The following is a 24,959-nucleotide window of genomic DNA, read 5'->3' as shown; positions in this document are numbered from 1 at the left end:
GACAGCGAGGAGTCCATCATGTCCCAGCAACGTTCTCTCACGACAGTCGCCCTGCGCCAGTGGCGCGCGCCCCTCACGGCCTTCGCCGCCGCCTGCCTGCTGGCCGCCTGCGGCGGCGGTGGCGTCAGCTCGCCGCCGACCAGCAGCAACGACAATAACAATCCGAGCACGAGCGGTACGCCAGGCACGAGCGGCACCAGCGGTACGTCCACCGGCACCAAGGGCGTGGTCAGCACGGTCGGCCAGACGGCCACCGACCTCGGCAGCACGGTCGGCAACATCAGCGTGCCGGGCCTCGGCGACGGCGTGACGAAGGGTGTCGGCAGCACGCTCTCCAGCACCGGCACGATCGTCGGCGCAGCCGCCGATGCGGTGAGCAACGGGCTGGGACAGATCGGCACGACCAAGGATCCGGTCGGCACGACCGTCGCGGGCCTCGGCAACGTGGTCGGCGCGACGAGCAACACGGTGTCCGGCCTGAGCTCGACGGTCAAGGCGCTCGGCACCGGCCAGCTCGCACCGCTCGCGCCCGTCACGACGCCGGTCGGCACCGTGCTCGACACGGTGGCCAACGGCTTGACGGCTGCCGGCACGACGATCGGCTCGACGCTGTCGTCGGGCGCCGTGCAGCAGGTCACACAACCGCTCAGCTCGGCAATCACGCCGCTCGTGATCACCGCCGGCCAGGTCACGCAACAGGTCGGCACGACGACCGGCCTCGGCCAACCCGTCTCGGGCCTGCTCGGCCAGGTCGGCGGCGCGATCAGCTCGGCCGGCAAGCAGGTGGGCGGCACGTCGAGCCAGCCGCTCGTCGGCGACGTCGGTCAGCTCGTCACGGCGGTCGGCAACACCGTGACCAACGCGGGTGGCCTCGTCAACCCGAACGGCCCGAACGGCGCGGCACCGATCCCCGGCCTGATCACGAGCCTCGTTGGCGGCTCGACGGCGACCGTACAAAACGGCACGTCGTCAGGCTCCGGCTCGACGAATCCGCTCGGCGGCCTGCTGTCGGGTCTCGGCTCGACGCCGCTCGGCTCGCTCACGGGCGCACTCGGCGGCGCGACCGGCGGTTCGGGCAGCAGCCCGCTCGCCCCCGTCACCGGCCTCGTCTCCACCGTCACCGGCGCACTGAGCGGTGCGGCGGGCGGCAGCGGCGGCCCGCTCGCCCCCGTCACGAATCTCGTGTCGACGGTCACGGGCACGCTCGGTGGCGCAACGGGTGGCGCAGGCAGTGCAAACCCTCTCGCGCCTGTCACCGGTTTGCTGAATACTGTCACCGGAGCAGTGGGCGGCGCAGCAGGATCCGGGGGATCGAGCCCGCTCGCACCGGTCACGTCGCTGGTTGGCGGCGTCACGGGTACGGCAACGGCGGGCGGCGGCTCGACGGGGCTGCTGGCACCGGTAACGGGGTTGCTGGGTACGCTGGGTAGCGTTGGCAAGTAAGGAGGACGGTCGCACCTTCGCAGCCGGAGCGGATGGCGCGGCCGTACAAACACAACCGGCATTGCGGCACGCGGCGCGCGGCACCCTGGTGTCGCGCGCCGGCATTACAAAGAAGACGAAGAGCAAGGCCAACGAGGAAGAACAATGAAATCCAGACTCGACAGATGGATGATGCTGCTCGCCATCGCGGCAGCAGGCACGGCACATGCACAAACGCGCGTCGGCGGTAACCCGCTCGACTCCCTGCCCCAGATCAACGCGCCGAAAACCGGCCCGAACGTGACCGTGCAGGTCGCACCGCAAGCGCCGCAATTGCAGGAGTTGCTGTCGCGCCACCTGACGCCGACCACATTTCAGGTCGAAGGCGTGAAGTCCGTTCCGTTCGACGAGATCTCGCGTCGCTTCACCCCGCTCGTCGGCAAGGACATCACGATCGGCGAACTGATCGAAACCGCCAACGGCGTGACGAAGCTGTACCAGGATCGCGGCTTCGCGCTGTCGTTCGCGTTCGTCCCGGCGCAGACGTTCGAGAACGGCGTCGTGCGCATCACGGTTGTCGAAGGCTACGTGTCGGACGTCAAGGTCACCGGCAAGCCCGGTGCGATGGAATCGAAGATTCGTGCAATCGCCGCGCATATCACTGCCGATCGCCCGCTGCGCCGCGCGACGTTCGAACGCTACGTGAACACCTTCGGCCTGTTGCCCGGCCTCACGGTCAAGGCGAACGTACCGCCGCCGCAAACCACCGACGGTGCCACGACGCTCGAACTCGCGGTCGACCGCAAGCCGTTCAACGTCAGCACCGGTATCGACTTCAACCACCCGGGCGTCCAGGGACTCATCACCGCGACCGAAAACGGCCTTACGTCGTTCGGCGAGCAACTGAGCATTTCCGCGCTGGCGCCGCCGGGGCGCGACAAGCAAACTTATTTCGCATTCAGCGGCGCGGTACCCGTGGGCAGCAGCGGCCTGATCACGCGCCTCGACGCGAGTACCTATCGCGGCAAGCCGACTGACAATCCGGGGCTGCCGTCGAGCGTCCAGCGAACCGTAAAGAACGAGAAGCTAGGCCTTTCGGCATCCTATCCAATACTTCTCAACAACCAGCGCAGCCTGCTCGGCACGGTGTCGGGCTATGCAGCGCATAACGACGACAACTATCAGAACAAAATCAACGGCAATACCCTCGACAACAGGTCGCAGGTACGCGTGCTGCAATTGCAGCTCGACTACACGAGCGTACAACCGAAGCAGGTGCGAAAACTGAGCGTCAACGTCGCAAAGGCGTTCGACATCCTCGGCGCATCGAAATCGCAGACCGGCCTGGTTAACGGCTCGACGATCACGTACGCCGACCCGACCTCACTGACCTTCGTCCGTACCGGCGCGACCTTCACGCAAACCAACGAGTGGCCGTTCCGGATCGGCACGTCGGTTTCGCTGACCGGGCAATACAGCCCCGACTCGCTGCCGACGTCCGAGCAGATCTCGTTCGGCTCGACGCGTTACGCGCTCGGCTATCAGCCGGGCGAAGCGTCGGGTGACTCGGGATGGGGGATGTCGCTGGAGGTCAACCGCGGCTTCACGCCGGGCTGGACGTATATGAAATCCATTACGCCGTACATCGCCTATGACATGGCGCGTGTGTACCTGCACGCAGGCACACCGTCGCCGAACCGCATGTCGTCGGTCGGTATCGGCGTACGTTTCACCGACAGCCGCTTCTACAGCCTCGACCTGAACGTCGCGAAGCCGGTGGGTGACGCCCCCGTCGAAAGCGCGTCACGCAGCCCGCGCATCAACGCCGCATTCTCATATCAGCTCAACTGATCGGTCACCCAACAGCCCGCGCCACGCGGGCTGTTTCGATTAGAGTCCCCTCTATCAAACGTGGCACGCGGTTTCACGTATTCTGGCGAAGCTCGCAACATGCCCGCCCCATGCAGACGGTCGTGCGAGCAAATCGAACACGACATGCAAAACAAGGAGGACGACAATGATTCAACTGACCCGCCCGTTTCGTGCCATCGCCGTCGCCGGCGTATTGCTCGCTTGCGCCGCTCCCACGTTCGCACAGGCAGACAGCCCCATCGGCATGTGGCAGACGATCGACGACAACACGCATCAGCCGAAGGCACTCGTGCAGATCGCCGAGGACGGTGACGGTGCGCTGACCGGCAAGGTCGTGAAGGGCCTCGGCGCGAACGATACGCCCGATCGCCGCTGCACCGCCTGCACGGACGAACGCAAGGATCAGCTCATCAAGGGCATGACGATCATCAAGGCCATGAAGAAGGAAGGCGACCACTGGGACGGCGGCAACATTCTCGACCCAGAGAACGGCAAGGTCTACAAGTGCAAGATGACGCTTGAAGACGGCGGCCAGAAACTCGTCGTGCGCGGTTACATCGGCGTGTCGTTGCTCGGTCGTTCGCAGACCTGGGTTCGCCAGCAGTAATGCGGTTCGCGCTTAAATGCGCAGCTCAATGAAAAAATCGGCCTGCGACGAAGTCGTCAGGCCGATTTTGTTTTGGTGCATGCGCGGCGGGAGCTGATGAACATCACGCTGCATGCTTCAGCGCGTCCGACGCATAGCTGCCAGGTGCGCGATACGCGGGCGCCGCATTGCTGCGTGCTTCCGCAGCCTTCGATTGCGTGTGCTTGCGCATCCGCGTGGACAACTCGTTGCACAGATTCACGCCTGCGTCGCCATAGAGTTCACGCATGACACTCATCAACGTGCCCGTCTCGTGCCAGACCTTGAAGCGACGATGGCAAGTTTGGTACGAAGGGTAACGACGCGGCATGGCCGACCACGTTGCGCCGCTGTAGATCACCCAGAGCACGCCGTTCAGGACGGCACGCGTATTGGCCAACGGGCGGCCGCGCAACTCGGTGCGCGGCTGCATTTCGGGCAGAAGCGACGCAACGCAGCGCCACTCTTGATCGGTCAGATCGCGATACGGTGTCATGGATATCTCCAGCCTTAGTAACCATGACACAACGATATCGGCTCACCTCAACAATGAATATAAGACAAATCCGAAATTACCCTGAGATTGCCTTAATTTGACCGGAATTGACGTTTGAATCCCGTCAATTGCCGGAAATCGCACTCAGGTCAGCGACGTATCGACGATGCGGCGCGGCGTTTCGATGTATTCCTTCGACTGCATCTCGACGATTCGCGAGACCGTACGCGCAAACTCGTTGGCCATCGGGCCTTCGATGTACAACTGCTCCGCCGGCACCGCCGCGGACATCAGCAGCTTGACCTTGTGGTCGTACAGCACGTCGATGAGCCACGTGAAGCGCCGTGCCTCGGACGCCATCCGCGGCGACATCTGCGGCACTTCGGACAGCACGATCGCGTGGAAGCGGCTCGCCAGCTCGAGATAGTCGTTCTGCGAGCGGGGGCCACCGCACAGCGTCGCGAAGTCGAACCATACGACGCCGTCCGCCTTGCGCAGCGCCTTCAGTTCGCGCTTCTCGATATGCAGGAGCGGGCTTTCGTCGGGAACGGCAGCGAGCTTCTGGAACGCATGCCGCAATTCGCGATCGGCATCCGCGCCGAGCGGCGTGTGATACATCTTCACCTGCGCTAGCGTGCGCTGGCGATAATCGACGCCCGCGTCGACGTTGAGCACGTCGAGCCTGGACTTGATCAGCGCGATCGCCGGCAGCATGCGGTCGCGATGCAGGCCGTCCGGATACAGGTCGTCGGGATCGTAGTTGGACGTCATCACGAACTGCACGCCGTTGTTGAACAGGCGGTCGAGCAGACGGTACAGGATCATCGCATCGGCAATGTCCGACACGTGGAACTCGTCGAAGCAGATCAACCGGTAGCGCTTCGCGATGCGCCGTGCGAGTTCGTCGAGCGGATCGGCCTGCCCTTTCAGCTCCTCGAGCTCGCGGTGCACTTCGCGCATGAATTCGTGGAAATGCAGGCGCGTCTTGCGCTGCACGGGCACGACCGCGTAGAAGCTGTCCATCAGGAAGCTCTTGCCGCGACCGACGCCGCCCCACATGTAGACGCCGCGCGGGAGGTCGGGATGGTTGATGAGCTTCTTGAATGCGTTCGAGCGGCGCGCCTTGTACTCGACCCACTCGTCGAAACATTGCTGCAGGCGATCGACGGCCGCGCGCTGTGCGGGATCGGACTGATAGCCGCGCGTGGTCAGTTCGCGCGTGTAGTATTCGGTGACGTTCATCGGGCAAACCGGAAAAAACGAAGGCGGGCGGGAATCCCCGCCCGCCTTCGTCATGAGACGGCTGCGCCGGCCGATGGCCGGCCGGCGCTATACCGCGCTCAGCTGTTCAGCGAGCGCTTGTCGACGGCGAGCGCCGCTTCGCGCATCACTTCCGACATCGACGGGTGCGGATGGCAGATGCGGGCGATGTCTTCCGACGCCGCCTTGAATTCCATCGCCACCACGGCCTCCGCGATCAGGTCCGACGCGTTCGCCGCGATCACGTGCACGCCGAGCAGTTCGTCGGTCTTCGCGTCCGCGATCATCTTCACGAAGCCGTCCGGCGCGTTCATGCCGAGCGCGCGGCCGTTGATCGAGAACGGGAACTTGCCCGACTTGATCTCGCGGCCTTCCGCCTTCAGCTGCTGCTCCGTCTTGCCGACCCATGCGATTTCCGGGTACGTGTAGATCACCCACGGAATGCAGTTGTAGTCGATGTGCGGCTTCTGGCCGTCGATCACTTCCGCGACCAGCACGCCTTCGTCTTCCGCCTTGTGCGCGAGCATCGGGCCACGCACCACGTCGCCGATCGCGTACACGTTCGGCACCGCCGTGCGGCAGTGGTCGTCCACGTCGATGAAGCCGCGCTCGTTCGCCTTCAGGCCGATTGCCTCGAGGCCGAGGTTGTCGGTGTTCGGCACGCGGCCGACCGACACGATCAGGCGGTCGGCGTCGAGCGTCTGCGCGTTGCCGTCCTTGTCCGTGTAAGCGATCGACACGCCGTTCGCGGTCGTCTTCACTTCGCCGATCTTCACGCCGAGGTTGATGTCGAGGCCCTGCTTCTTGAACAGCTTGGCCGCTTCCTTCGCGAGCGCTTCGTCAGCTGCGCCGAGGAAGGCCGGCAGCGCTTCGAGCACCGTCACTTCGGCACCGAGGCGGCGCCACACCGAGCCGAGCTCGAGGCCGATCACGCCTGCGCCGATCACGGCGAGCTTCTTCGGCACCGAGTCGAACGTCAGCGCACCTTCGTTGTCCGACACGATCTTGTTGTCGACCGGAATGCCCGGCAGGTGACGCGCCTTCGAGCCCGTCGCGATGATCACGTTCTTTGCGGTGACGACTTCGGTTTCACCTTCGCCGCTCACTTCGATCTGCACGCCGGCGTCGGTCTTGCCGGTGAACTTGCCATGGCCCTTCAGCCAGGTGATCTTGTTCTTCTTGAACAGGAACTCGATCCCGCTCGTCATCTTCTCGACGATCGCGTCCTTGCGGCCGAGCATCTTCGCGACGTCGATCTTCACGCCGTCAACCGTGATGCCGTGGTCGGCCAGGTGGTGCGACGTGTTCTCGAACTCTTCCGACGATGCGAGCAGCGCCTTCGACGGGATGCAGCCGACGTTCAGGCACGTACCGCCGAGCTTCAGCGCGCCGGCCGGGTTCTTCCACTTCTCGATACAGGCAACCGTCTTGCCGAGCTGCGCGGCGCGGATCGCGGCGATGTAGCCGCCGGGGCCGGCGCCGATCACGACGACGTCAAATTCCTTGGACATGACAATCCTTTCTTCTTGTGCAGCCGCACGGGCCGCGCGTGTCGCGCGCCCGTGCGGTGCGGGTCAATGCGGTGAAACTCGGCTTACAGGTCGAGCAGCAGGCGTGCCGGATCTTCCAGCGCATCCTTCATCGCGACGAGCGACAGCACGGCTTCGCGGCCGTCGATGATGCGGTGGTCGTACGACAGCGCGAGGTAGTTGATCGGACGGATCACGATCTGGCCGTTTTCGACGACCGGACGCTCCTTCGTCGCGTGCACGCCGAGGATTGCCGACTGCGGCGGGTTGATGATCGGGGTCGACAGCATCGAGCCGAACACGCCGCCGTTCGAGATCGAGAACGTACCGCCCGTCATTTCCTCGATCGACAGCTTGCCGTCCTTCGCCTTCTGGCCGAACTCGGCGATCTTCTTCTCGATCTCGGCGAGGCTCAGTTGATCCGCGTTGCGCAGGATCGGCACGACGAGGCCGCGCGGCGAGCCGACAGCGATACCGATGTCGAAGTAGCCGTGGTAGACGATGTCATTACCGTCGATCGACGCGTTCACGAGCGGGAACTTCTTCAGCGCGTGGACGGCCGCCTTCACGAAGAACGACATGAAGCCGAGCTTCACGCCATGTTCCTTCTCGAACTTGTCCTTGTACTTGTTGCGCAGCTCCATGACCGGAGCCATGTTCACTTCGTTGAACGTCGTCAAGATCGCGTTGGTCTGCTGAGACTCGAGCAGACGCTCGGCGATACGCGCACGCAGGCGCGACATCGGCACGCGCTGTTCCGGACGGTCGTTCAGCCAGGTCGCGGCCGATGCCGGCACCTTCACTTCCGGCAGCGACGGCTTCGCAGCGGCGGTCTTCGCCGGTGCGGCAGCCGGCGCGGCCTTCGGTGCGCTGCCTGCGGCCAGCGCGTCGCCCTTCGTGACGCGGCCGTCGCGGCCCGAACCTGCGACGTCGCCCGCCGACAGACCCTTCTCGGCCAGCAGCTTCGATGCGGCCGGCGATGCGGTGGTCGACGATGCGGCTGCGGCTGCAGCGACCGGCTGTGCTGCCGGTTCGGCTGCAACAGGCGCTGCTGCCGGCTTGACTTCGGCGGCGCCTGCCGCGGCTTCGGCTGCACCTGCCTTCGCTTCGGTGTCGATCGTTGCGATCAGCTGATCGGCAACAACGGTGTCACCGTCGTTCTGCAGCACTTGCGCGAGCACGCCCGCGGCCGGTGCCGGCACTTCGAGCACGACCTTGTCGGTCTCGAGTTCGATCAGGATTTCGTCTTGAGCAACTGCTTCGCCCGGCTTCTTCTTCCACTGCAGCATGGTGGCTTCCGAAACCGACTCCGAAAGCTGGGGGACTTTGACTTCTACGATAGCCATGTGATTTTCCTGGATGCTTAATCTGGGTAATGACGAGGTTCGTGCGATTCCTTCGGCCGGTGCGGCGCGCAACGCGCCCGGCGGGCCAAAAGAGACGGGAAAGCGCATGGCGCCTTCCCGTTTCGCTTCCGTCGGTTATTTCGCGATCGATGCGCTCTTCAGGCGGCCGAAAGCACCTTCGATCAGGGCCTTCTGCTGCTCGTAGTGCTTCGCGTAGTAGCCAACCGCCGGCGAGGCCGAAGCCGGACGGCCGCTGTATGCCAGCTTCTGCCCTTCCTTCATGCCTTCCTTCAGATGGTGCTCGACGTAGAACCAGGGGCCCTGGTTCTGCGGCTCGTCCTGCACCCAGACCACTTCAGTCGCGTTCTCGTACTTCTTCATTTCGGCTTCGAACTGCTTGTGCGCGAACGGATACAGCTGCTCGATACGGATGATCGCGACGTCGTTCGCCTTCGCTTCGCGGCGATGCGCGACGAGGTCGTAATACACGCGGCCCGAGCATGCCAGCACGCGCTTGACCTTCTTCGCGTCGATGCCGCCGTCGGTTTCGCCCAGCACCGGCTGGAACGAACCCTTCGCGAGTTCCGACAGGTCCGACACCGCTTCCTTGTGACGCAGCAGCGACTTCGGCGTCGCGACGATCAGCGGCTTGCGGAACAGGCGGATCATCTGGCGACGCAGCAGGTGGAAAATCTGCGCCGGCGTCGTCGGCTGAACGACCTGCATGTTGTGATCCGCGCACAGTTGCAGGAAACGCTCGATACGCGTCGACGAGTGCTCCGGACCCTGGCCTTCGTAGCCGTGCGGCAGCAGCATCGTCAGACCCGACACGCGGCCCCACTTCACTTCGCCCGACGAGATGAACTGGTCGATCACGACCTGTGCGCCGTTGACGAAGTCGCCGAACTGCGCTTCCCACAGCACGAGCGTGTTCGGCTCGGCGGTCGAGTAACCGTATTCGAAGCCCAGCACCGCTTCTTCCGACAGCACCGAGTCGATCACCGTGAACTTCGCCTGGCCTTCGGCGATGTTCTGCAGCGGCACGTACGTGCCGTCGTTCCAGCGCTCGCGGTTCTGGTCGTGCAGCACCGCGTGACGGTGCGTGAACGTGCCGCGACCCGAGTCCTGGCCGGTCAGGCGCACCGAGTAACCCGATGCGACGAGCGACGCGAACGCGAGGTGTTCGCCCATGCCCCAGTCGAGCGGCTGGTCGCCACGCGCCATGTTGCGACGGTCGTTGATCACGCGCTCGACGAGCGGGTGGACCTTGAAGTTTTCCGGGACCGTCGTGATGCGTTCGCCGAGGCGCTTCAGTTCCGCGAGCGGCACGGCCGTGTCGGCTGCATCCGTCCACTTGCGGTTCAGGAACGGAACCCAGTCGACCGCGTACTTGCTCTTGTAGTTCGACAGGACCGGGTCGACCGTGTGGTGACCGTCGTCCATCGCCTTGCGGTACGCCTTCACGAAGTTGTCGGCGTCTTCCGCGGTGATCACGCCTTGCTGCACGAGCTTCTCGGCGTACAGCGCACGGGTGCCCGGGTGCTGCGCGATCTTCTTGTACATCAGCGGCTGCGTGACCGCCGGCGTGTCCTGCTCGTTGTGGCCCAGCTTGCGGAAGCAGACGATGTCGATCACGACATCCTTGTGGAACTGCATCCGGTAGTCGATCGCGATCTGGATCGCGAGCACGACCGCTTCCGGATCGTCGCCGTTCACGTGCAGCACCGGCGCTTCGATCATCTTGACGACGTCGGTACAGTACAGCGTCGAGCGCGCATCGCGCGGGTCGGACGTCGTGAAGCCGATCTGGTTGTTGATGACGATGTGCAGCGTGCCGTGCGTGCCGTAGCCGCGCGTCTGCGCGAGGTTCAGCGTTTCCATCACGACGCCCTGGCCAGCGAAGGCCGCGTCACCGTGGATCTGCACCGGCAGCACTTGCAGGCCGTCTTCGTCGCCGCGACGGTCCATCCGCGCCTTAGCGGATCCTTCGACCACCGGGTTCACGATTTCGAGGTGCGACGGGTTGAACGCGAGCGACAGGTGGACCGGGCCGCCTTCCGTCGACACGTCCGACGAGAAGCCCTTGTGGTACTTCACGTCACCGGCCGGCAGGTCGTCGACGTGCTTGCCTTCGAATTCGGCGAACAGGTCGGCCGGCATCTTGCCCAGCGTGTTGACCAGCACGTTCAGACGGCCACGGTGGGCCATGCCGATGATGATTTCCTGCACGCCGCGCTTGCCCGCGTGCTGGACGACTTCGTCCATCGCCGCGATGAAGCTTTCGCCGCCTTCGAGCGAGAAGCGCTTCTGGCCGACGTACTTGGTATGCAGGTAACGCTCGAGGCCTTCAGCGGCCGTCAGGCGATTCAGGATGTGCTTCTTCTCGTCTGCCGAGAAGTTCGGCGTCGCGCGGGTCGACTCCAGGCGCTCCTGCCACCAGCGCTTCTGTTCCGGGTCGCTGATGTACATGTACTCGGCGCCGATCGTGCCGCAGTACGTGTCGCGCAGACCCTTGACGATGTCACGCAGCGAAGCCTGGTCGAAACCGAAGTACAGGTTGCTTGCGCTGTACGTCTGGTCGAGGTCGCCTTCGGAGAAATCGTAGAACGCGGGTTCGAGCTCGGGAATGGCGGGACGTTCGCGACGCTTCAGGGGATCCAGATTGGCCCATTGCGAGCCAAGGAAGCGATACGCGCTGATGAGGGACTGGACGTGCACCTGCTTGCGTGCCGCAGCCAGGTTGGTCGTGCTTTCGCGCGGGATGAAGGCATTGGCCTTCGCGCGCTCGGCGAACGATTCGACGATCGGAAAATGGGCGACGTCATTGGCATTCGAACCGTCCGTTGCAGGCACATTCTGCAGCGCGTCGAAATACTCTCGCCAGTTCTCCGGCACCGATGCCGGATTGTTGAGGTATGCATCGTACAGTTCTTCAACGTACGAAGCATTGCCGCCGAACAGATAGGAGTTCAGCTGAAACTGCTTCATTACATCTGACATTTTACGCTCACCTTTCTTCGAGCTTCTCGAGAAATAGCGGGTTACTCAACCTTCCGCGACACGGCCTGACCGTTTAGCGGATTGCGAATCAAGTCTTGCTTGGAAGGACCTAAAACTTGCGTGCGCGCAGCATATCACAGAACCGATACCGGAGTTCACGGCGAAATGTGCCCGAAAGCACCGCGCGACGGGGTTTTGCCGGATTGCCACGACCCGCGGGAACAGTGTTTTGCAGACAGCCCGATTGCGCATCGCGCAGATGCAAAAAAGGCTGCCCGCAGGCAGCCTTTTCCGTGATGCAGCAAACGGCCGGAACGCTTAGTCGACCGCGCCTTCGCGGCTCGCGCGGCGACGCTCGTGCTCCTTCAGGAAGCGCTTGCGCAGGCGGATCGATTGCGGCGTCACTTCGACGAGTTCGTCGTCGTCGATGAATTCGACCGCGTATTCCAGCGACATCTGGACCGGCGGCACCAGGCGCACGGCTTCGTCGGTACCCGACGCGCGCACGTTGGTCAGCTGCTTGCCCTTGATCGGGTTCACGACGAGGTCGTTGTCGCGGCTGTGGATACCGATGATCATGCCCTCATAGAGCGCGTCACCCGGCTTCACGAACATGCGGCCGCGATCCTGCAGCTTCCACAGTGCATAGGCCACGGCAGCGCCGTCGTCCTGCGAGATCAGCACGCCGTTGCGGCGCTCGAATACCGAGCCGTCCTTGACCGGTGCGTACGAGTCGAAGATGTGGCTCATCAGGCCCGTGCCGCGCGTGAGCGTCAGGAATTCGCTCTGGAAGCCGATCAGGCCACGTGCCGAGATCTTGTACTCCAGACGCGTGCGGCCGCGGCCGTCCGACGCCATGTCGAGCATCTCGCCCTTGCGGCGGCCGAGCTCTTCCATCACGCCACCCTGATGTTCGTCCTCGACGTCGACGGTCAGCAGTTCGTACGGCTCGTGACGCACACCGTCGATTTCCTGCATCACGACGCGCGGACGCGACACGGCCAGCTCGTAGCCTTCACGACGCATGTTCTCGACGAGAATCGTCAGGTGCAGCTCGCCACGGCCCGACACTTCGAACACCGTTTCGTCGCCGGTGTCCTTCACGCGCAGCGCGACGTTGTGGTTCAGTTCCTTCATCAGGCGGTCGCGGATCTGGCGGCTCGTGACGAACTTGCCTTCGCGGCCGGCGAGCGGCGACGAGTTGACGAGGAAGTTCATCGTCAGCGTCGGCTCGTCGACGGTGATCATCGGCAGCGCTTCCGGCGTATCCACCGCGCAGATCGTTGCGCCGATGCCGACGTCTTCAATACCGTTGATCAGCACGATGTCGCCCGCTTCGGCCGATTCGACCTGCACGCGCTCGAGACCCGTGAACGACAGCACCTGGTTGATCTTGCGGTTCAGCACGTCGCCTTCCGGGCCGAAGCGCATCGCGACCGGCTGGCCCGGCTTGATGCGACCGCGCGTGATGCGGCCGACGCCGATCCGGCCGACGTACGTCGAATAGTCGAGCGACGTGATCTGCAGCTGCAGCGGCGCGTCCGGATCCGCCGGGCGAACCGGCACGTGCTCGAGGACTGCCTCGAACAGCGGGCGCATGTCGCCTTCGCGCGCGGCCGGGTCGAGCGACGCATAGCCGTTCAGGCCCGATGCGTAGACGATCGGGAAGTCGAGCTGCTCTTCGGTTGCACCCAGCTTGTCGAACAGGTCGAAGGTCTGGTTGATGACCCAGTCGATCCGCGCACCCGGACGGTCGATCTTGTTGACGATGACGATCGGCTTCAGGCCGAGCGCGAGTGCCTTCTTCGTGACGAAGCGGGTCTGCGGCATCGGGCCCTCGACCGCGTCGACGAGCAGCAGCACCGAGTCGACCATCGACAGCACGCGCTCCACCTCGCCACCGAAGTCCGCGTGCCCCGGCGTGTCGACGATGTTGATGTGCGTGCCTTCGTACTCGACCGCGCAGTTCTTCGCGAGAATCGTGATCCCGCGCTCTTTTTCGATGTCGTTCGAGTCCATCACCCGTTCGGCAATCTGCTGGTTCTCGCGGAAGGTGCCGGACTGGCGAAGCAGTTGGTCGACGAGCGTGGTCTTGCCGTGGTCGACGTGGGCGATGATGGCGATATTGCGAAGGGCGCGGGTCATAGAAACCTGGAAATCGTTTGAACGCGCAAAAGCGCCCGCTCGTTTTTCACGGGCGCGCGCATTGCAGCTTGGAAAGCCACAAATTATAGCACGTGCGGATGTCGCGAGCTGACAGGCACGTTGCGACGCGACACCAGACGGCCGGCACGCCCTCCCCTCGAACCCGCCGGTCGGCCGAAGCCCGCATCATCGGCAAGCCCAAAAACCTTATTGGAGTAGTGGATTTATGGGACACAAAGCGCGCCCTTTGCCGTTCGATTAACATTTGCCGCGGCAAGCAACTGTGCCTATACTGCTGCCTAGTCAACTATTGCAGCTTCAGGGTTTTATGCCGGATTCTTCTACCCAACCACCCGTCTCGCAGCTGTCTTCATATCAGATGAACGACAGCGTCGGTTATCTGATGTCGCGCGTGAAGTCGGTGATGACCAACCTCGTCACGCAACGCACGCAGGAAGAGCTCGGCATCACGGGCACGCAGGCGAGCATGCTGTTCATGATCGCGGTCGGCAAATGCTCGACGGCCGCCGAACTCGCGCGCGAGTACGGGATCGACGCGAGCGCGGTCACGCGCCTGCTCGACCGGGTCGAGAAACGCGGCCTGCTCTCCCGCGTGCGCAGCATCGAGGATCGGCGTGTCGTGCGCCTCGAGCTGACCGACGAAGGCCGTGCGCTCGCCGAACGGCTGCCGCCGATTTTCCGCAGCGTGCTCGACCAGGTGCTGGACGGGTTTACGCCGGAAGAAGTCGGGTTCCTGAAGAGCATGCTGCGCCGCATTCTCAGCAACTACTGCGAGACCGCCGGCGGCAGCATCACGTAATAGTTGCCATAACAATTACTTTTGACAGATTAATGTAAGGAAATCCTTGCAGTGTCCATCATTCATTCCGAGTCAGGGATCAGCGCGATGAAATCCTCCCCGTTGTCCGTGCGCGCCGGGTCGTGCCGCGCCGCCGTCGCCGCCGCGGTCGCCGCACTGGCGCTGGCGGGCTGCGCGAACTACATCGGCATCAAGAGCGACAAGCAGATCGCCCCCGCGTCGCAATTCGAATCCGCCCAGAGCCTGCCGGCCCAGGGCGGCCAGTGGCCGGCGCTCGACTGGGCCAGCCAGTTCGGCGATCCGCAGCTGCCGAAGCTGATCGACGAAGCCCTGCAGGGCAATCCGTCGATCGCGCAGGCGCAGGCGCGCATCGCAAAGGCGTCGTCATACATCGAATCGTCGCGCTCGAACCTGATGCCGAAGGCGGAAGCCAGCTATTCGTGGACGCGCGAGCTGTATTCGTCGAACGCGCTGTTCCCGCCCCCGTACGGCGGCCAGTGGTACAGCGAGAACAACGCGCTCGCGAGCGCATCGTGGGAGCTCGACCTGTGGGGCAAGAATCGCGAACGCCTGCACACCGCGGTATCGCAGGAAAAGGCGGCCGAAGCCGACATGCAGCAGGCACGCATCACGCTCGCGTCGTCGGTCGCACGCACGTACAACTCGCTCGCGCAACTCTATGCGCTGCGTGATATCGCGCAGCGCGAGATCACCAACCGCGAGACGGTCGGCAAGATCACCGACGGCCGCGTGTCGGCCGGTCTCGACACCAACGTCGAACGCCAGACGGCGCGCGGCAATATCGCAACGACCCAGGCTTCGCTGTCCGATCTCGACGGCCAGATCACGACGGTGCGCTACCAGCTCGCCGCGCTGCTCGGCAAGGGCCCGGATCGGGGGCTGCAGATCGCCGCGCCCGTGGTGAACCCGAGCGGCGAAGTCGCGCTGCCCGGCAACCTGCCGGCCGATCTCGTGTCGCGCCGCCCCGACATCGTCGCCGCGCGCTGGCAGGTCGAAGCCGCGATGCACGACGTGAAGGAAGCGAAGGCCGAGTTCTATCCCGACGTGAACCTCGCGGCCGGCTTCGGCTTCGATGCATTCGGCTGGGGCAAATTCCTGAACTTCGCGAGCCGTCAGGCGCAGTTCGGCCCGGCGATCCACCTGCCGATTTTCGACGCCGGCGCGCTGCGCGCGCAGCTCAAGGGCCGCTACGCGGACTTCGACCTGTCGGTGGCGAACTACAACCAGACGCTGATCAGTGCGCTGAACGACGTCGCGACGCAGGTCGCATCGATCCGCGCGGTCGATCGACAGATGGGCGATGCGCAACGCGCACTCGACGCATCGACGCGCGCCTATGACCTCGCGGTCATCCGCTACAAGGCCGGCCTGTCGCCGCAGCTGCAGGTGCTGACCGCGGACAGCAACCGCCTCGCATCGGAGCAGACGGTGACCAACCTGAAGATGCGCCGCCGCGACATGCAGCTCGCGCTGATCAAGGCGCTGGGCGGCGGGTTCGACGCGACCGGCACGCCGCTCGCCGCACCCGATGCCGACAAGCCGACAAAACAGGCCGCCAACTGATCCGGCGCCACCACTACGCAGACACTCGAAATAACGGACGGAGAAAATCGCCATGAGCGACCAACAAAACGCCGCCAGCGCGCAGCCGCAGAACAATGGCAAGCGCAAGCGAATGATGACGCTGCTCGTCGCGGTCATCGTGATCGCGGCCATCGCGTACGGCCTGTATTACTTCCTCGTCGCCCGCTTCCATGAAGGGACCGACGACGCGTACGTGAACGGCAACGTCGTGCAGATCACGCCGCAAGTCACCGGTACCGTGATCGCGGTGAAGGCCGACGATACGCAGACCGTCAAGGCCGGCGATCCGCTCGTCGTGCTCGACCCGGCCGACTCGCAAGTCGCGCTGCAGCAGGCCGAAGCCAATCTCGCGCAAACGGTGCGCCAGGTGCGCGGCCTGTTCGTCAACGACGACCAGTACCGCGCGCAAGTCGCGCTGCGCCAGTCCGACCTGTCGAAGGCGCAGGACGACCTGCGTCGCCGCCTCGCCGTCGCGCAGACGGGCGCCGTGTCGCAGGAAGAAATCTCGCATGCTCGCGACGCGGTGAAGGCCGCGCAGGCGTCGGTCGACGCCGCGCAGCAGCAGCTCGCATCGAATCGCGCATTGACCGCGAACACCACGATCGCATCGCACCCGAACGTGATGGCCGCCGCCGCGAAGGTGCGCGACGCGTACCTCGCGAACGCGCGTAACGTGCTGCCCGCGCCGGTCACTGGTTACGTCGCGAAGCGCTCGGTGCAGGTCGGCCAGCGCGTGTCGCCCGGCAACCCGCTGATGTCGGTGGTGCCGCTCAATGCCGTGTGGGTCGACGCGAACTTCAAGGAAGTCCAGCTCAAGCACATGCGCATCGGCCAGCCGGTCGAACTGACGGCCGACATCTACGGCTCGTCGGCGGTCTACCACGGCAAGGTGGTCGGCTTCTCTGCCGGTACGGGCTCGGCGTTCTCGCTGCTGCCGGCGCAGAACGCGACGGGTAACTGGATCAAGGTCGTGCAGCGCCTGCCGGTGCGGATCGAACTCGATCCGAAGGATCTCGACAAGCACCCGCTGCGCATCGGCCTGTCGATGCAGGTCGACGTGGACATCAAGGACGAACGCGGCGACCAGCTCGTGAACGCGCCGAACACCGTCTACGAGACCAACGTGTTCGCGAAGTACGGCGACGAAGCCGATGCCGAAATCGCCCGCGTCATCGCCGAGAACGCAGGCGGCAACGCATCGGCGCCGGCCGCGTCGAAGTCGAATGCCGTCGCGAAGATGATGTAACCGTTCCGACTCCGGAAAATCAACCGACATGGCACAGGCTCCTGTCTCTCACCCGCCCTTGCAGGGCGGGCAACTCGTGATCGGGACGATCGCGGTATCGCTCGCGGTGTTCATGAACGTGCTCGACACGTCCATCGCGAACGTCGCGATCCCGACCATCTCGGGCGACCTCGGCGTGTCGTCCGACCAGGGCACGTGGGTCATCACGTCGTTCGCGGTCGCGAACGCGATCTCGGTGCCGCTGACCGGCTGGCTGACCGACCGCTTCGGGCAGGTGCGCCTGTTCCTCGCGTCGATCATCCTGTTCGTGATTTCGTCGTGGATGTGCGGTCTCTCGCCCAACCTGCCGTTCCTGCTGGGGTCGCGCGTGCTGCAAGGCGCGGTGGCAGGCCCGATGATTCCGCTGTCGCAAGCGCTCCTGCTGTCGAGCTATCCACGCGCCAAGGCACCGATGGCGCTCGCGCTATGGGCGATGACGACGCTGATCGCGCCCGTCGCCGGCCCGATCCTCGGCGGCTGGATCTCGGACAACTACTCGTGGCCGTGGATCTTCTACGTCAACATCCCGGTCGGCATCGCCGCCGCCGCCGCGACGTGGATGATCTATCGCAACCGGGAGTCGGCCGTGCGCCGCGCGCCGATCGATGGCGTAGGCCTCGCGCTGCTGGTCGTCTGGGTCGGCTCGCTGCAGATCATGCTCGACAAGGGCAAGGATCTCGACTGGTTCGCGTCGACGACCATCATCGTGCTCGCGCTGACCGCCGTCATTGCGTTCGCGTTCTTCGTCATCTGGGAATTGACTGCCGAGCATCCGGTCGTCGACCTGTCGCTGTTCCGCATGCGGAACTTCACCGGCGGCACGGTTGCGCTGTCGATCGGGTACGGTCTGTACTTCGGCAACCTCGTACTGTTGCCGCTGTGGCTGCAGACGCAGATCGGCTACACCGCGACCGACGCCGGTCTCGTGATGGCGCCGGTCGGGCTGTTTGCGATCCTGCTGTCTCCGCTCACCGGGAAGTATCTGCCGCGCACCGATCCGCGCTTCATCTCGACGGCGTCGTTCCTGACGTTTGCGCTGTGCTTCTGGATGCGCTCGCGCTACACGACGGGCGTCGACGAATGGTCGCTGACGCTGCCGACGCTCGTGCAGGGCATCGCGATGGCCGGCTTCTTCATCCCGCTGGTGTCGATCACGCTGTCCGGCCTGCCCGGCCACCGCATTCCCGCGGCATCGGGCCTGTCGAACTTCGTGCGGATCATGTGCGGCGGCATCGGCACGTCGATCTTCCAGACGGCCTGGGACCATCGCAACAACTTCCATCACGCGCAACTGGTCGAGCAGACGAACGTCTACAACCCGACGTTCAACCAGGCCGTCACGCAGATGGGCAACCTCGGGCTGACGCAGGACCAGGCGCACGGGCTGATCAACAACATGGCCACGCAGCAGGCCGCGCAGCTCGGCGTGAACGACCTGTTCTACATCTCCGCGGCGATCTTCGTGCTGCTGATCGGGCTGATCTGGATCACGAAGCCCGAGCGCTCGGGTGGTGGCGATGCAGGTGCCGCGGCATCGGCCGCACACTGAACACGCAGCCTGGACGCCAACAAAAAGCCCCGCTTCAATGAACTGACCCCGTAAAGTTGGACGGGTTATGACGGCTAGGGCTGAGAGGGCTGAGTTCTGTATTGCACGGGACTCAGCCCTTTTAGTTTCAGTTTGATGCGGTCGTGATTGTAGTAGTGGATGTAGCTTGCCAAGCCGGTTTGCAGTTCGTCCAGGTTGCGGAACCGATTCAGATGGAAGAACTCGGATTTCAGCGTGCCGAAGAAGCTCTCCATGGCGGCGTTGTCCAGGCAATTCCCTTTACGCGACATGCTTTGCGTGAGCGCTCGTTGCTGCAGTAGGCGGCGATACGCAGGCATCTGGTACTGCCAGCCCTGATCCGAATGCAAGAGAGGCCGCTCGTGTGACTTCAAGCGCGCCAATGCCTTGCGAAGCATTGCGCTGACCATCTCGAACGCCGGGCGCCTCGCGGTTTCATAAGCAATGATCTCGCCGTTGTACAGATCGAGCACTGGTGACAGGTACAGCTTCTGGCCGCCCACGTTGAATTCCGTGACATCCGTTACCCACTTCTCGTTCGGACGCTTTGCGTAGAACCGACGCTGTAAAACATGAGGTGCAACACGTCCGACGCTACCTTTGTAGGAGCGGTATTTCTTCGGGCGCACACAAGACTTCAGCCGCAACTCACCCATCAGACGCGCCACAGTCTTGTGGTTAATCACCTGTCCCAGATTACGTAGAGCGAGCGTGATGCGTCGATAGCCGTAGCGGCCCTTGTGCCGTTCGAACAGCGAGCAGATTCTTGCCCTTGTATCGGCATACTTGTCGGCTGCTCCGAGCAATTTCTGATGATAGTAGAACGTGCTGCGCGCCAAGCCGGCAACCTTCAACAAGCCCGCAAGCGGATATTGCTGCCTTAGCTCGAGCACGATTTGCGCTTTTTGCGTTGCGCTGATCGCTGCTGCGCTTGAGCCAAGGCTTCGAGCTTTTTTAAGTACGCGTTCTCCATGCGCAGGAAGTTCAACTCGTCGAGTAGTTCCTGTCGGGAGCGCGTATCGTCCTCGGGTAGCGGCGGTGGCGTGAGCGGTGGCTTGGGCATCTTCCTGGGGCGCCCCCGCTGGCGCGGCGACAGTGCGTCTATACCGCCTTCATCATACTGGCGTTTCCACTGGCCGATGGCCGTACGGTTCCTAATGTTGAAGCGTGCAGCCGTCTCACGCGCTGACAACCCTTCGCTACGCATTTGCTGCAGTACAAGCAACTTGAACTCTGCGCTGTAGCGCTCGCACTTCTTCTTCAAGCCCGCCGGACCATGTATGCGATGGGCCGCCACCCACTTGCGGATCGTCGCCTCATCGACGCCGTGGCGCTTGGACATCTCACGGAACCCAGCGTGGCCGGACTCGTACTCCTCTGCAATGCATACCTTGAACTGCTCCGTGTACTTGCTCATGAAAAACACCCCAAAGGTTGGATCGATGTCCAACTTTTGGGGTGCAGTTCATCGCGCCGGTCGGGCTTTTTTATTCCAACGGGAGCGCGTTCGCGCGGCGGCGTCAGGCCGCCGTGACGACGAGCCGTTCCGGCGCAAGTACGCCGTTCGCCTTGCGCGCCACGCCGAGCAACCGAGTGGCGTCATAGACGCGCACACGCTCACCTTCGGCCGCATCGATCGGATCGAGCGCCGACAGCGGCAGACGCTGGCCGTGCAGGAACCGTTTCGCGCTGGTTTCATCGAGACGAACCAGCGGAAACGTCGACAGCAACGCGTCGACCGGCTGGAGCCACGCATCGCGCGACGCTTCGTCGGCATCGGACAGCGCATCGAGCGTCACCGCATGCTCGAGCGTCAGCGCGCCGACGCCCGTGCGACGCAGCATCGTCAGATGCGCGCCGCAACCGAGCGCCTCGCCGATATCCTCCGCCAGCGTACGCACGTAAGTGCCCTTGCTGCAGGTCACGCGAAACGTCACATCAGGCAGGTCGCACGCGAGCAGGTCGAGTGCGAGGATCGTCACGTTGCGGCCCTCGCGCTCGACGGTTTGCCCCGCCCGCGCATATTCGTACAGCGGCTTGCCATCGCGCTTGAGCGCCGAATACATCGGCGGCACCTGCACGATCTCGCCGGTGAAGCGCACGAGCGCGGCTTCCACCGCCGTGCGGTCGCATTCGACCGGCCGCGCTTCGATCACCTCGCCTTCCGCGTCGCCGGTAGCCGTACGCTGGCCGAGACGCATCGTCGCTTCGTACGTCTTGTCCGCTTCGAGCAGATCCTGCGAGAACTTCGTCGCCTCGCCGAAGCACAGCGGCAGCAGGCCCGAAGCCAGCGGATCGAGCGTACCGGTGTGACCGGCTTTCTTCGCGAGCAGCAGACGCTTCGCGCGAATCAGCGCATCGTTGCTCGACAGGCCGACCGGCTTGTCGAGCAGGAGGACGCCGTCCAGCACGCGCCGGGGCACGCGCGGACGTTGGGGTGCTGCAGTCGTCATAGGCCGGTCGAGCTCAGTCGTCCTTGGCGGCCGAATCGGCCTCGTCGTCGTCCTTCGCGCGCGTCGAGTTCGCTTCCTTGATCAGGCGCGACATTTCCACGGCCTTCTCGATCGTCTGGTCGTAGTGGAAATGCAGCGTCGGCACCGTATGGATGTGCAGACGCTTGAACAACAGGTTGTGCAAGTGACCCGACGCGTGGTTCAGCGCTTCCTGCGTCTTGTCCGGATCGCCGGTCAACGCGGTGAAGTAGACCTTCGCGTGTGCGTAATCCGGCGTGAGTTCCACACTCTGGATGGTCACGATGCCGATGCGCGGGTCTTTAACCTCGCGCATGATGAGTTCGGACAGATCGCGCTGAATCTGGTCAGCGATCTGCACGTTGCGATTGGGGGAAGTACGTTTCCTGGACATGATCGATCCGTGATCCGTTTATCAGGATAAAGCGGCGGCCAGTGTTGGCACGCCACCATGAAAATGGGCGGGACAGGCCCAAGCCTGCCCCGCCCATGAGCCGATGCGCGAGGGTTACAGCGTACGCGCGACTTCGGTCACTTCGAAGACTTCGAACTGGTCGCCTTCGACGATGTCGTTGAAGTTCTTCACCGACATACCGCACTCGAAGCCTTGCTTCACTTCCTTCACGTCGTCCTTGAAGCGCTTCAGCGATTCAAGTTCGCCCGTGAAGATCACGACGTTGTTGCGCAGCACGCGCACCGACGACGAGCGCTTGACGACACCGTCCGTCACCATACAGCCGGCGACTGCACCGATCTTCGGTACCTTGAAGACCTGGCGCACCTCGACCATGCCGGTGATGACTTCGCGCTTCTCCGGCGCCAGCATGCCCGACATCGCCGCCTTCACCTCATCCACTGCGTCATAGATGATGTTGTAGTAACGGATGTCGATGCCGTTCGACTCGGCCAGCTTGCGCGCCTGTGCATCTGCACGCGTGTTGAAGCCGATGATGACCGCCTTCGATGCCGTTGCGAGGTTGACGTCGTTTTCGCTGATGCCACCCACCGCACTGTGCACGATCTGCACGCGCACTTCGTCGGTCGACAGCTTGAGCAGCGACTGCACGAGTGCTTCCTGCGAGCCTTGCACGTCCGCCTTGATGATGAGCGGCAGGTTCTGCACTTCGCCTTCGCCCATCTGCTCGAGCATGCTTTCCAGCTTCGCGGCCTGCTGCTTCGCAAGCTTGACGTCGCGGAACTTGCCCTGACGGAACAGCGCGATCTCGCGCGCCTTGCGCTCGTCCGGCAGCACGATCACTTCTTCGCCCGCACCCGGCACTTCCGACAGACCCTGGATTTCGACCGGAATCGACGGGCCGGCTTCCTTCGTCGGCTTGCCGTTTTCGTCGAGCATCGCGCGCACGCGGCCATAGGCCGTACCCGCCAGCACGACGTCGCCTCGGTTCAGCGTACCGGACTGCACCAGGATCGTCGCGACCGGGCCCTTGCCCTTGTCGAGCTTCGCTTCGATCACGATGCCCTTGGCCGGCGCCTCGACCGGCGCCTTCAGTTCCAGCACTTCGGCTTGCAGCAGCACGTTCTCGAGCAGATCGTCGATACCCGCGCCCGTCTTCGCCGAAACCGGCACGAACGGCGAATCGCCACCGTACTCTTCCGGCACGACGCCTTCCGCGACCAGCTCCTGCTTGACGCGATCGAGATTCGCGTCCGGCTTGTCGATCTTGTTGATCGCGACGACGATCGGCACACCGCCTGCCTTCGCGTGGGCGATGGCTTCCTTCGTCTGCGGCATCACACCGTCGTCGGCTGCTACCACCAGCACCACGATGTCGGTCGCCTTCGCGCCGCGTGCACGCATTGCCGTGAACGCTTCGTGACCCGGCGTATCGAGGAACGTGATGACGCCGCGCGGCGTTTCGACGTGGTATGCGCCGATGTGCTGCGTAATGCCGCCCGCTTCGCCCGCTGCAACCTTCGCGCGGCGGATGTGGTCGAGCAGCGAGGTCTTGCCGTGGTCGACGTGACCCATGACCGTGACGACCGGCGGACGCGGCAGTTGCTCCGCATCGGTACCGGTTTCGCCTTCGACGAGCAGCGCTTCCGGATCGTCCAGCTTCGCGGCAACCGCGCGGTGGCCCAGTTCTTCGACGATGATCATCGCCGTTTCCTGGTCCAGCACCTGGTTGATCGTGACCATCTGGCCCATCTTCATCATCACCTTGATGACTTCGGAGGCCTTGACCGACATCTTGTGCGCGAGGTCGGCAACCGACACGGTTTCCGGCACGTGCACTTCACGAACGATCGGTTCGGTCGGCGCCTGGAACGTCGAGCTGTCCTGGTGACGGCCGCGACCCTTCGGGCCGCCGCGCCAGCCGCGGTCGACACCGCCGCTCGAATCGCCGCGCGTCTTGATGCCGCGGCGCTTCGACGCGTCGTCCTGCCAGCCGCCCTTGCCTGCGCCCGGCTTCTTGTTGCGGTCGCCCGCGCCTGCCGGCGCAGTCGTAGCCGGCGCTGCCGCACCGGCCGGCTTCTTCACGGCCGGACGCGCCTGCGCACCTTCCGGCTTTGCCGGCTTGTGCAGCGTGCCCTTCGCTTCGGCCGGCTTCGGCGGCTCGACCGGCTTCGGCGGCTCGACTGCCTTGACCACGGCCTTGCGCGGCGTGTTCATCATTTCGCGGATCGCACGCGCCTCGGCTTCTGCCGCTGCACGACGCTTGCTGATCTCTTCCTGCTCGGCGCGCGCCTTGTCCGCCGCCTCGCGGGCAGCGTCTTCAGCCTTCTTCGCCGCTTCGCGCTGAGCCGCACGTTCGGCGGCTGCGCGTGCTTCGTCCTGCGCGGACTGCGTGCTCGCCGTTTCCTGCTGCTCGGCTGCTGCAGCCTGCTGTGCGGCTGCCTGCTGCTGTGCGGCCGCAGCTTCGGCTGCAGCACGCTTCGTCGCTGCCTCTTCCTCGGCGCGACGACGCTCGGCTTCAGCCGCTTCCTCGCGGGCGCGGCGCTCTGCTTCCTCGCGCTCGAGGCGTTCCTGACGCTCGCGAAGCTCCTGCGCCTGCTTCTCGAGCAGCTCGGCCTCACGGCGCGCTTCTTCTTCGCGACGCTTCAGTTCCGCATCGTCGTCCGCTTCGGCGACCTGCGCCTGACCCTGTTCCGCACCCTCGCTCACGTCGTCGCGCTTGACGAACGTACGCTTCTTGCGGACCTCGACCTGAATGGTGCGAGCCTTGCCCGTCGCGTCAGATTGCTTGATCTCCGACGTATGCTTGCGGGTCAGCGTGATCTTGCGCTTGTCGCCGTCGGTTGCGCCGTGCGACTTGCGCAAATGATCGAGCAGACGCGCCTTGTCCGTTTCGGACAGCGCATCGTCTTCACTCGCTTTCTGGACGCCCGCTGCCTGCAGCTGTTCGAGCAGCACACCAGCAGGCATTTTCAGTTCCGCGGCAAATTGGGCTACGTTGTTACTCGCCATTCATTCCTCTTAGTGCAAGGACCGATTCCTTGCGGTTAGCATCGGGTCAGGCCATACGGCCGCCATCAAATCAGTGCGCCATGGTCATT

17 protein-coding genes are annotated in these 24,959 nt (G+C 64.0%); 7 read left to right on the top strand and 10 right to left on the bottom strand.

The genetic code is table 11. From position 1 onward, the window contains the following. The first annotated feature begins 18 nt into the window (after positions 1-18). The 3 genes from CFB45_RS08255 (at position 19) to CFB45_RS08245 (ending at position 3,901) form a co-directional block, all read left to right on the top strand. Positions 19-1,443 carry a collagen-like triple helix repeat-containing protein gene (locus CFB45_RS08255; RefSeq protein WP_089425223.1) on the top strand — a complete coding sequence of 475 codons (1,425 nt, stop codon included), beginning with the start codon at positions 19-21 and terminating at the stop codon, positions 1,441-1,443. A gap of 144 nt (positions 1,444-1,587) precedes the next feature. Beyond that, positions 1,588-3,273: a ShlB/FhaC/HecB family hemolysin secretion/activation protein gene (locus tag CFB45_RS08250; RefSeq protein WP_089425222.1), complete on the top strand. Its 1,686-nt coding sequence runs from the start codon at positions 1,588-1,590 to the stop codon at positions 3,271-3,273. A 166-nt stretch (positions 3,274-3,439) separates the two neighbouring features. Further along, complete coding sequence (locus CFB45_RS08245; RefSeq protein ID WP_046545504.1) at positions 3,440-3,901, top strand: DUF2147 domain-containing protein; 462 nt, start codon at positions 3,440-3,442, stop codon at positions 3,899-3,901. Between the two features lie 103 nt (positions 3,902-4,004). On the opposite strand, the gene CFB45_RS08240 is transcribed toward CFB45_RS08245, so the two are convergent. The 6 genes from CFB45_RS08240 to typA all read right to left on the bottom strand — a co-directional run bounded on the left by CFB45_RS08240 (position 4,005) and on the right by typA (position 13,695). Beyond that, positions 4,005-4,445 (bottom strand): transposase, encoded by a 441-nt coding sequence (locus CFB45_RS08240; protein ID WP_143329825.1) that lies wholly within the window; start codon positions 4,443-4,445, stop codon positions 4,005-4,007. 114 nt (positions 4,446-4,559) lie between these two features. After that, complete coding sequence (zapE, locus tag CFB45_RS08235; protein ID WP_089425220.1) at positions 4,560-5,657, bottom strand: cell division protein ZapE; 1,098 nt, start codon at positions 5,655-5,657, stop codon at positions 4,560-4,562. 98 nt (positions 5,658-5,755) lie between these two features. After that, positions 5,756-7,186, bottom strand: a complete 1,431-nt coding sequence (gene lpdA, locus CFB45_RS08230) for a dihydrolipoyl dehydrogenase (protein ID WP_089425219.1) — start codon at positions 7,184-7,186, stop codon at positions 5,756-5,758. A gap of 83 nt (positions 7,187-7,269) precedes the next feature. Next, positions 7,270-8,550: a 2-oxoglutarate dehydrogenase complex dihydrolipoyllysine-residue succinyltransferase gene (gene odhB, locus CFB45_RS08225; RefSeq protein ID WP_089425218.1), complete on the bottom strand. Its 1,281-nt coding sequence runs from the start codon at positions 8,548-8,550 to the stop codon at positions 7,270-7,272. A gap of 135 nt (positions 8,551-8,685) precedes the next feature. After that, positions 8,686-11,550: a 2-oxoglutarate dehydrogenase E1 component gene (locus tag CFB45_RS08220; RefSeq protein WP_046545499.1), complete on the bottom strand. Its 2,865-nt coding sequence runs from the start codon at positions 11,548-11,550 to the stop codon at positions 8,686-8,688. Between the two features lie 318 nt (positions 11,551-11,868). After that, positions 11,869-13,695, bottom strand: coding sequence for a translational GTPase TypA (gene typA / locus CFB45_RS08215; RefSeq protein ID WP_039358989.1), 1,827 nt, complete (start codon positions 13,693-13,695; stop codon positions 11,869-11,871). A gap of 328 nt (positions 13,696-14,023) precedes the next feature. On the opposite strand from typA, the gene CFB45_RS08210 reads away from it, so the two are divergent. The 4 genes from CFB45_RS08210 (at position 14,024) to CFB45_RS08195 (ending at position 18,954) form a co-directional block, all read left to right on the top strand. After that, the gene (locus CFB45_RS08210) at positions 14,024-14,515 is read left to right on the top strand and encodes a MarR family winged helix-turn-helix transcriptional regulator (protein ID WP_089425217.1); all 492 of its coding nucleotides are present in this window, start codon (positions 14,024-14,026) and stop codon (positions 14,513-14,515) included. Between the two features lie 87 nt (positions 14,516-14,602). Next, on the top strand, positions 14,603-16,099 hold the full coding sequence (locus tag CFB45_RS08205) for an efflux transporter outer membrane subunit (RefSeq protein WP_089425216.1): 1,497 nt from the start codon (positions 14,603-14,605) through the stop codon (positions 16,097-16,099). A gap of 52 nt (positions 16,100-16,151) precedes the next feature. Beyond that, the gene (locus CFB45_RS08200) at positions 16,152-17,366 is read left to right on the top strand and encodes an HlyD family secretion protein (protein WP_089425215.1); all 1,215 of its coding nucleotides are present in this window, start codon (positions 16,152-16,154) and stop codon (positions 17,364-17,366) included. 28 nt (positions 17,367-17,394) lie between these two features. Beyond that, positions 17,395-18,954, top strand: a complete 1,560-nt coding sequence (locus tag CFB45_RS08195; protein WP_089425214.1) for a DHA2 family efflux MFS transporter permease subunit — start codon at positions 17,395-17,397, stop codon at positions 18,952-18,954. Between the two features lie 74 nt (positions 18,955-19,028). Here CFB45_RS08195 and CFB45_RS08190 read toward each other — a convergent pair. From CFB45_RS08190 to infB, 4 genes are all read right to left on the bottom strand, one after another. After that, positions 19,029-20,389 (bottom strand): IS3-like element ISBam1 family transposase gene (locus CFB45_RS08190; RefSeq protein WP_089425896.1). Its coding sequence is split into 2 segments (ribosomal slippage): positions 19,029-19,930 and positions 19,930-20,389, totalling 1,362 coding nucleotides; the frame shifts between segments, so codons are not numbered across the junction. 103 nt (positions 20,390-20,492) lie between these two features. Continuing rightward, positions 20,493-21,425 carry a tRNA pseudouridine(55) synthase TruB gene (truB, locus tag CFB45_RS08185; RefSeq protein ID WP_089425213.1) on the bottom strand — a complete coding sequence of 311 codons (933 nt, stop codon included), beginning with the start codon at positions 21,423-21,425 and terminating at the stop codon, positions 20,493-20,495. Between the two features lie 13 nt (positions 21,426-21,438). Further along, on the bottom strand, positions 21,439-21,837 hold the full coding sequence (gene rbfA, locus CFB45_RS08180) for a 30S ribosome-binding factor RbfA (protein WP_089425212.1): 399 nt from the start codon (positions 21,835-21,837) through the stop codon (positions 21,439-21,441). 114 nt (positions 21,838-21,951) lie between these two features. Then, positions 21,952-24,870 carry a translation initiation factor IF-2 gene (infB, locus tag CFB45_RS08175; protein WP_089425211.1) on the bottom strand — a complete coding sequence of 973 codons (2,919 nt, stop codon included), beginning with the start codon at positions 24,868-24,870 and terminating at the stop codon, positions 21,952-21,954. Positions 24,871-24,959: the final 89 nt, after the last annotated feature.

The sequence above is a fragment of the Burkholderia sp. HI2500 genome, assembly GCF_002223055.1.
Classification (GTDB): Bacteria; Pseudomonadota; Gammaproteobacteria; order Burkholderiales; family Burkholderiaceae; genus Burkholderia.
The sequence above is the reverse complement of the archived record's forward strand: the minus strand, read 5'-3'. Positions and strand labels throughout refer to the sequence as shown.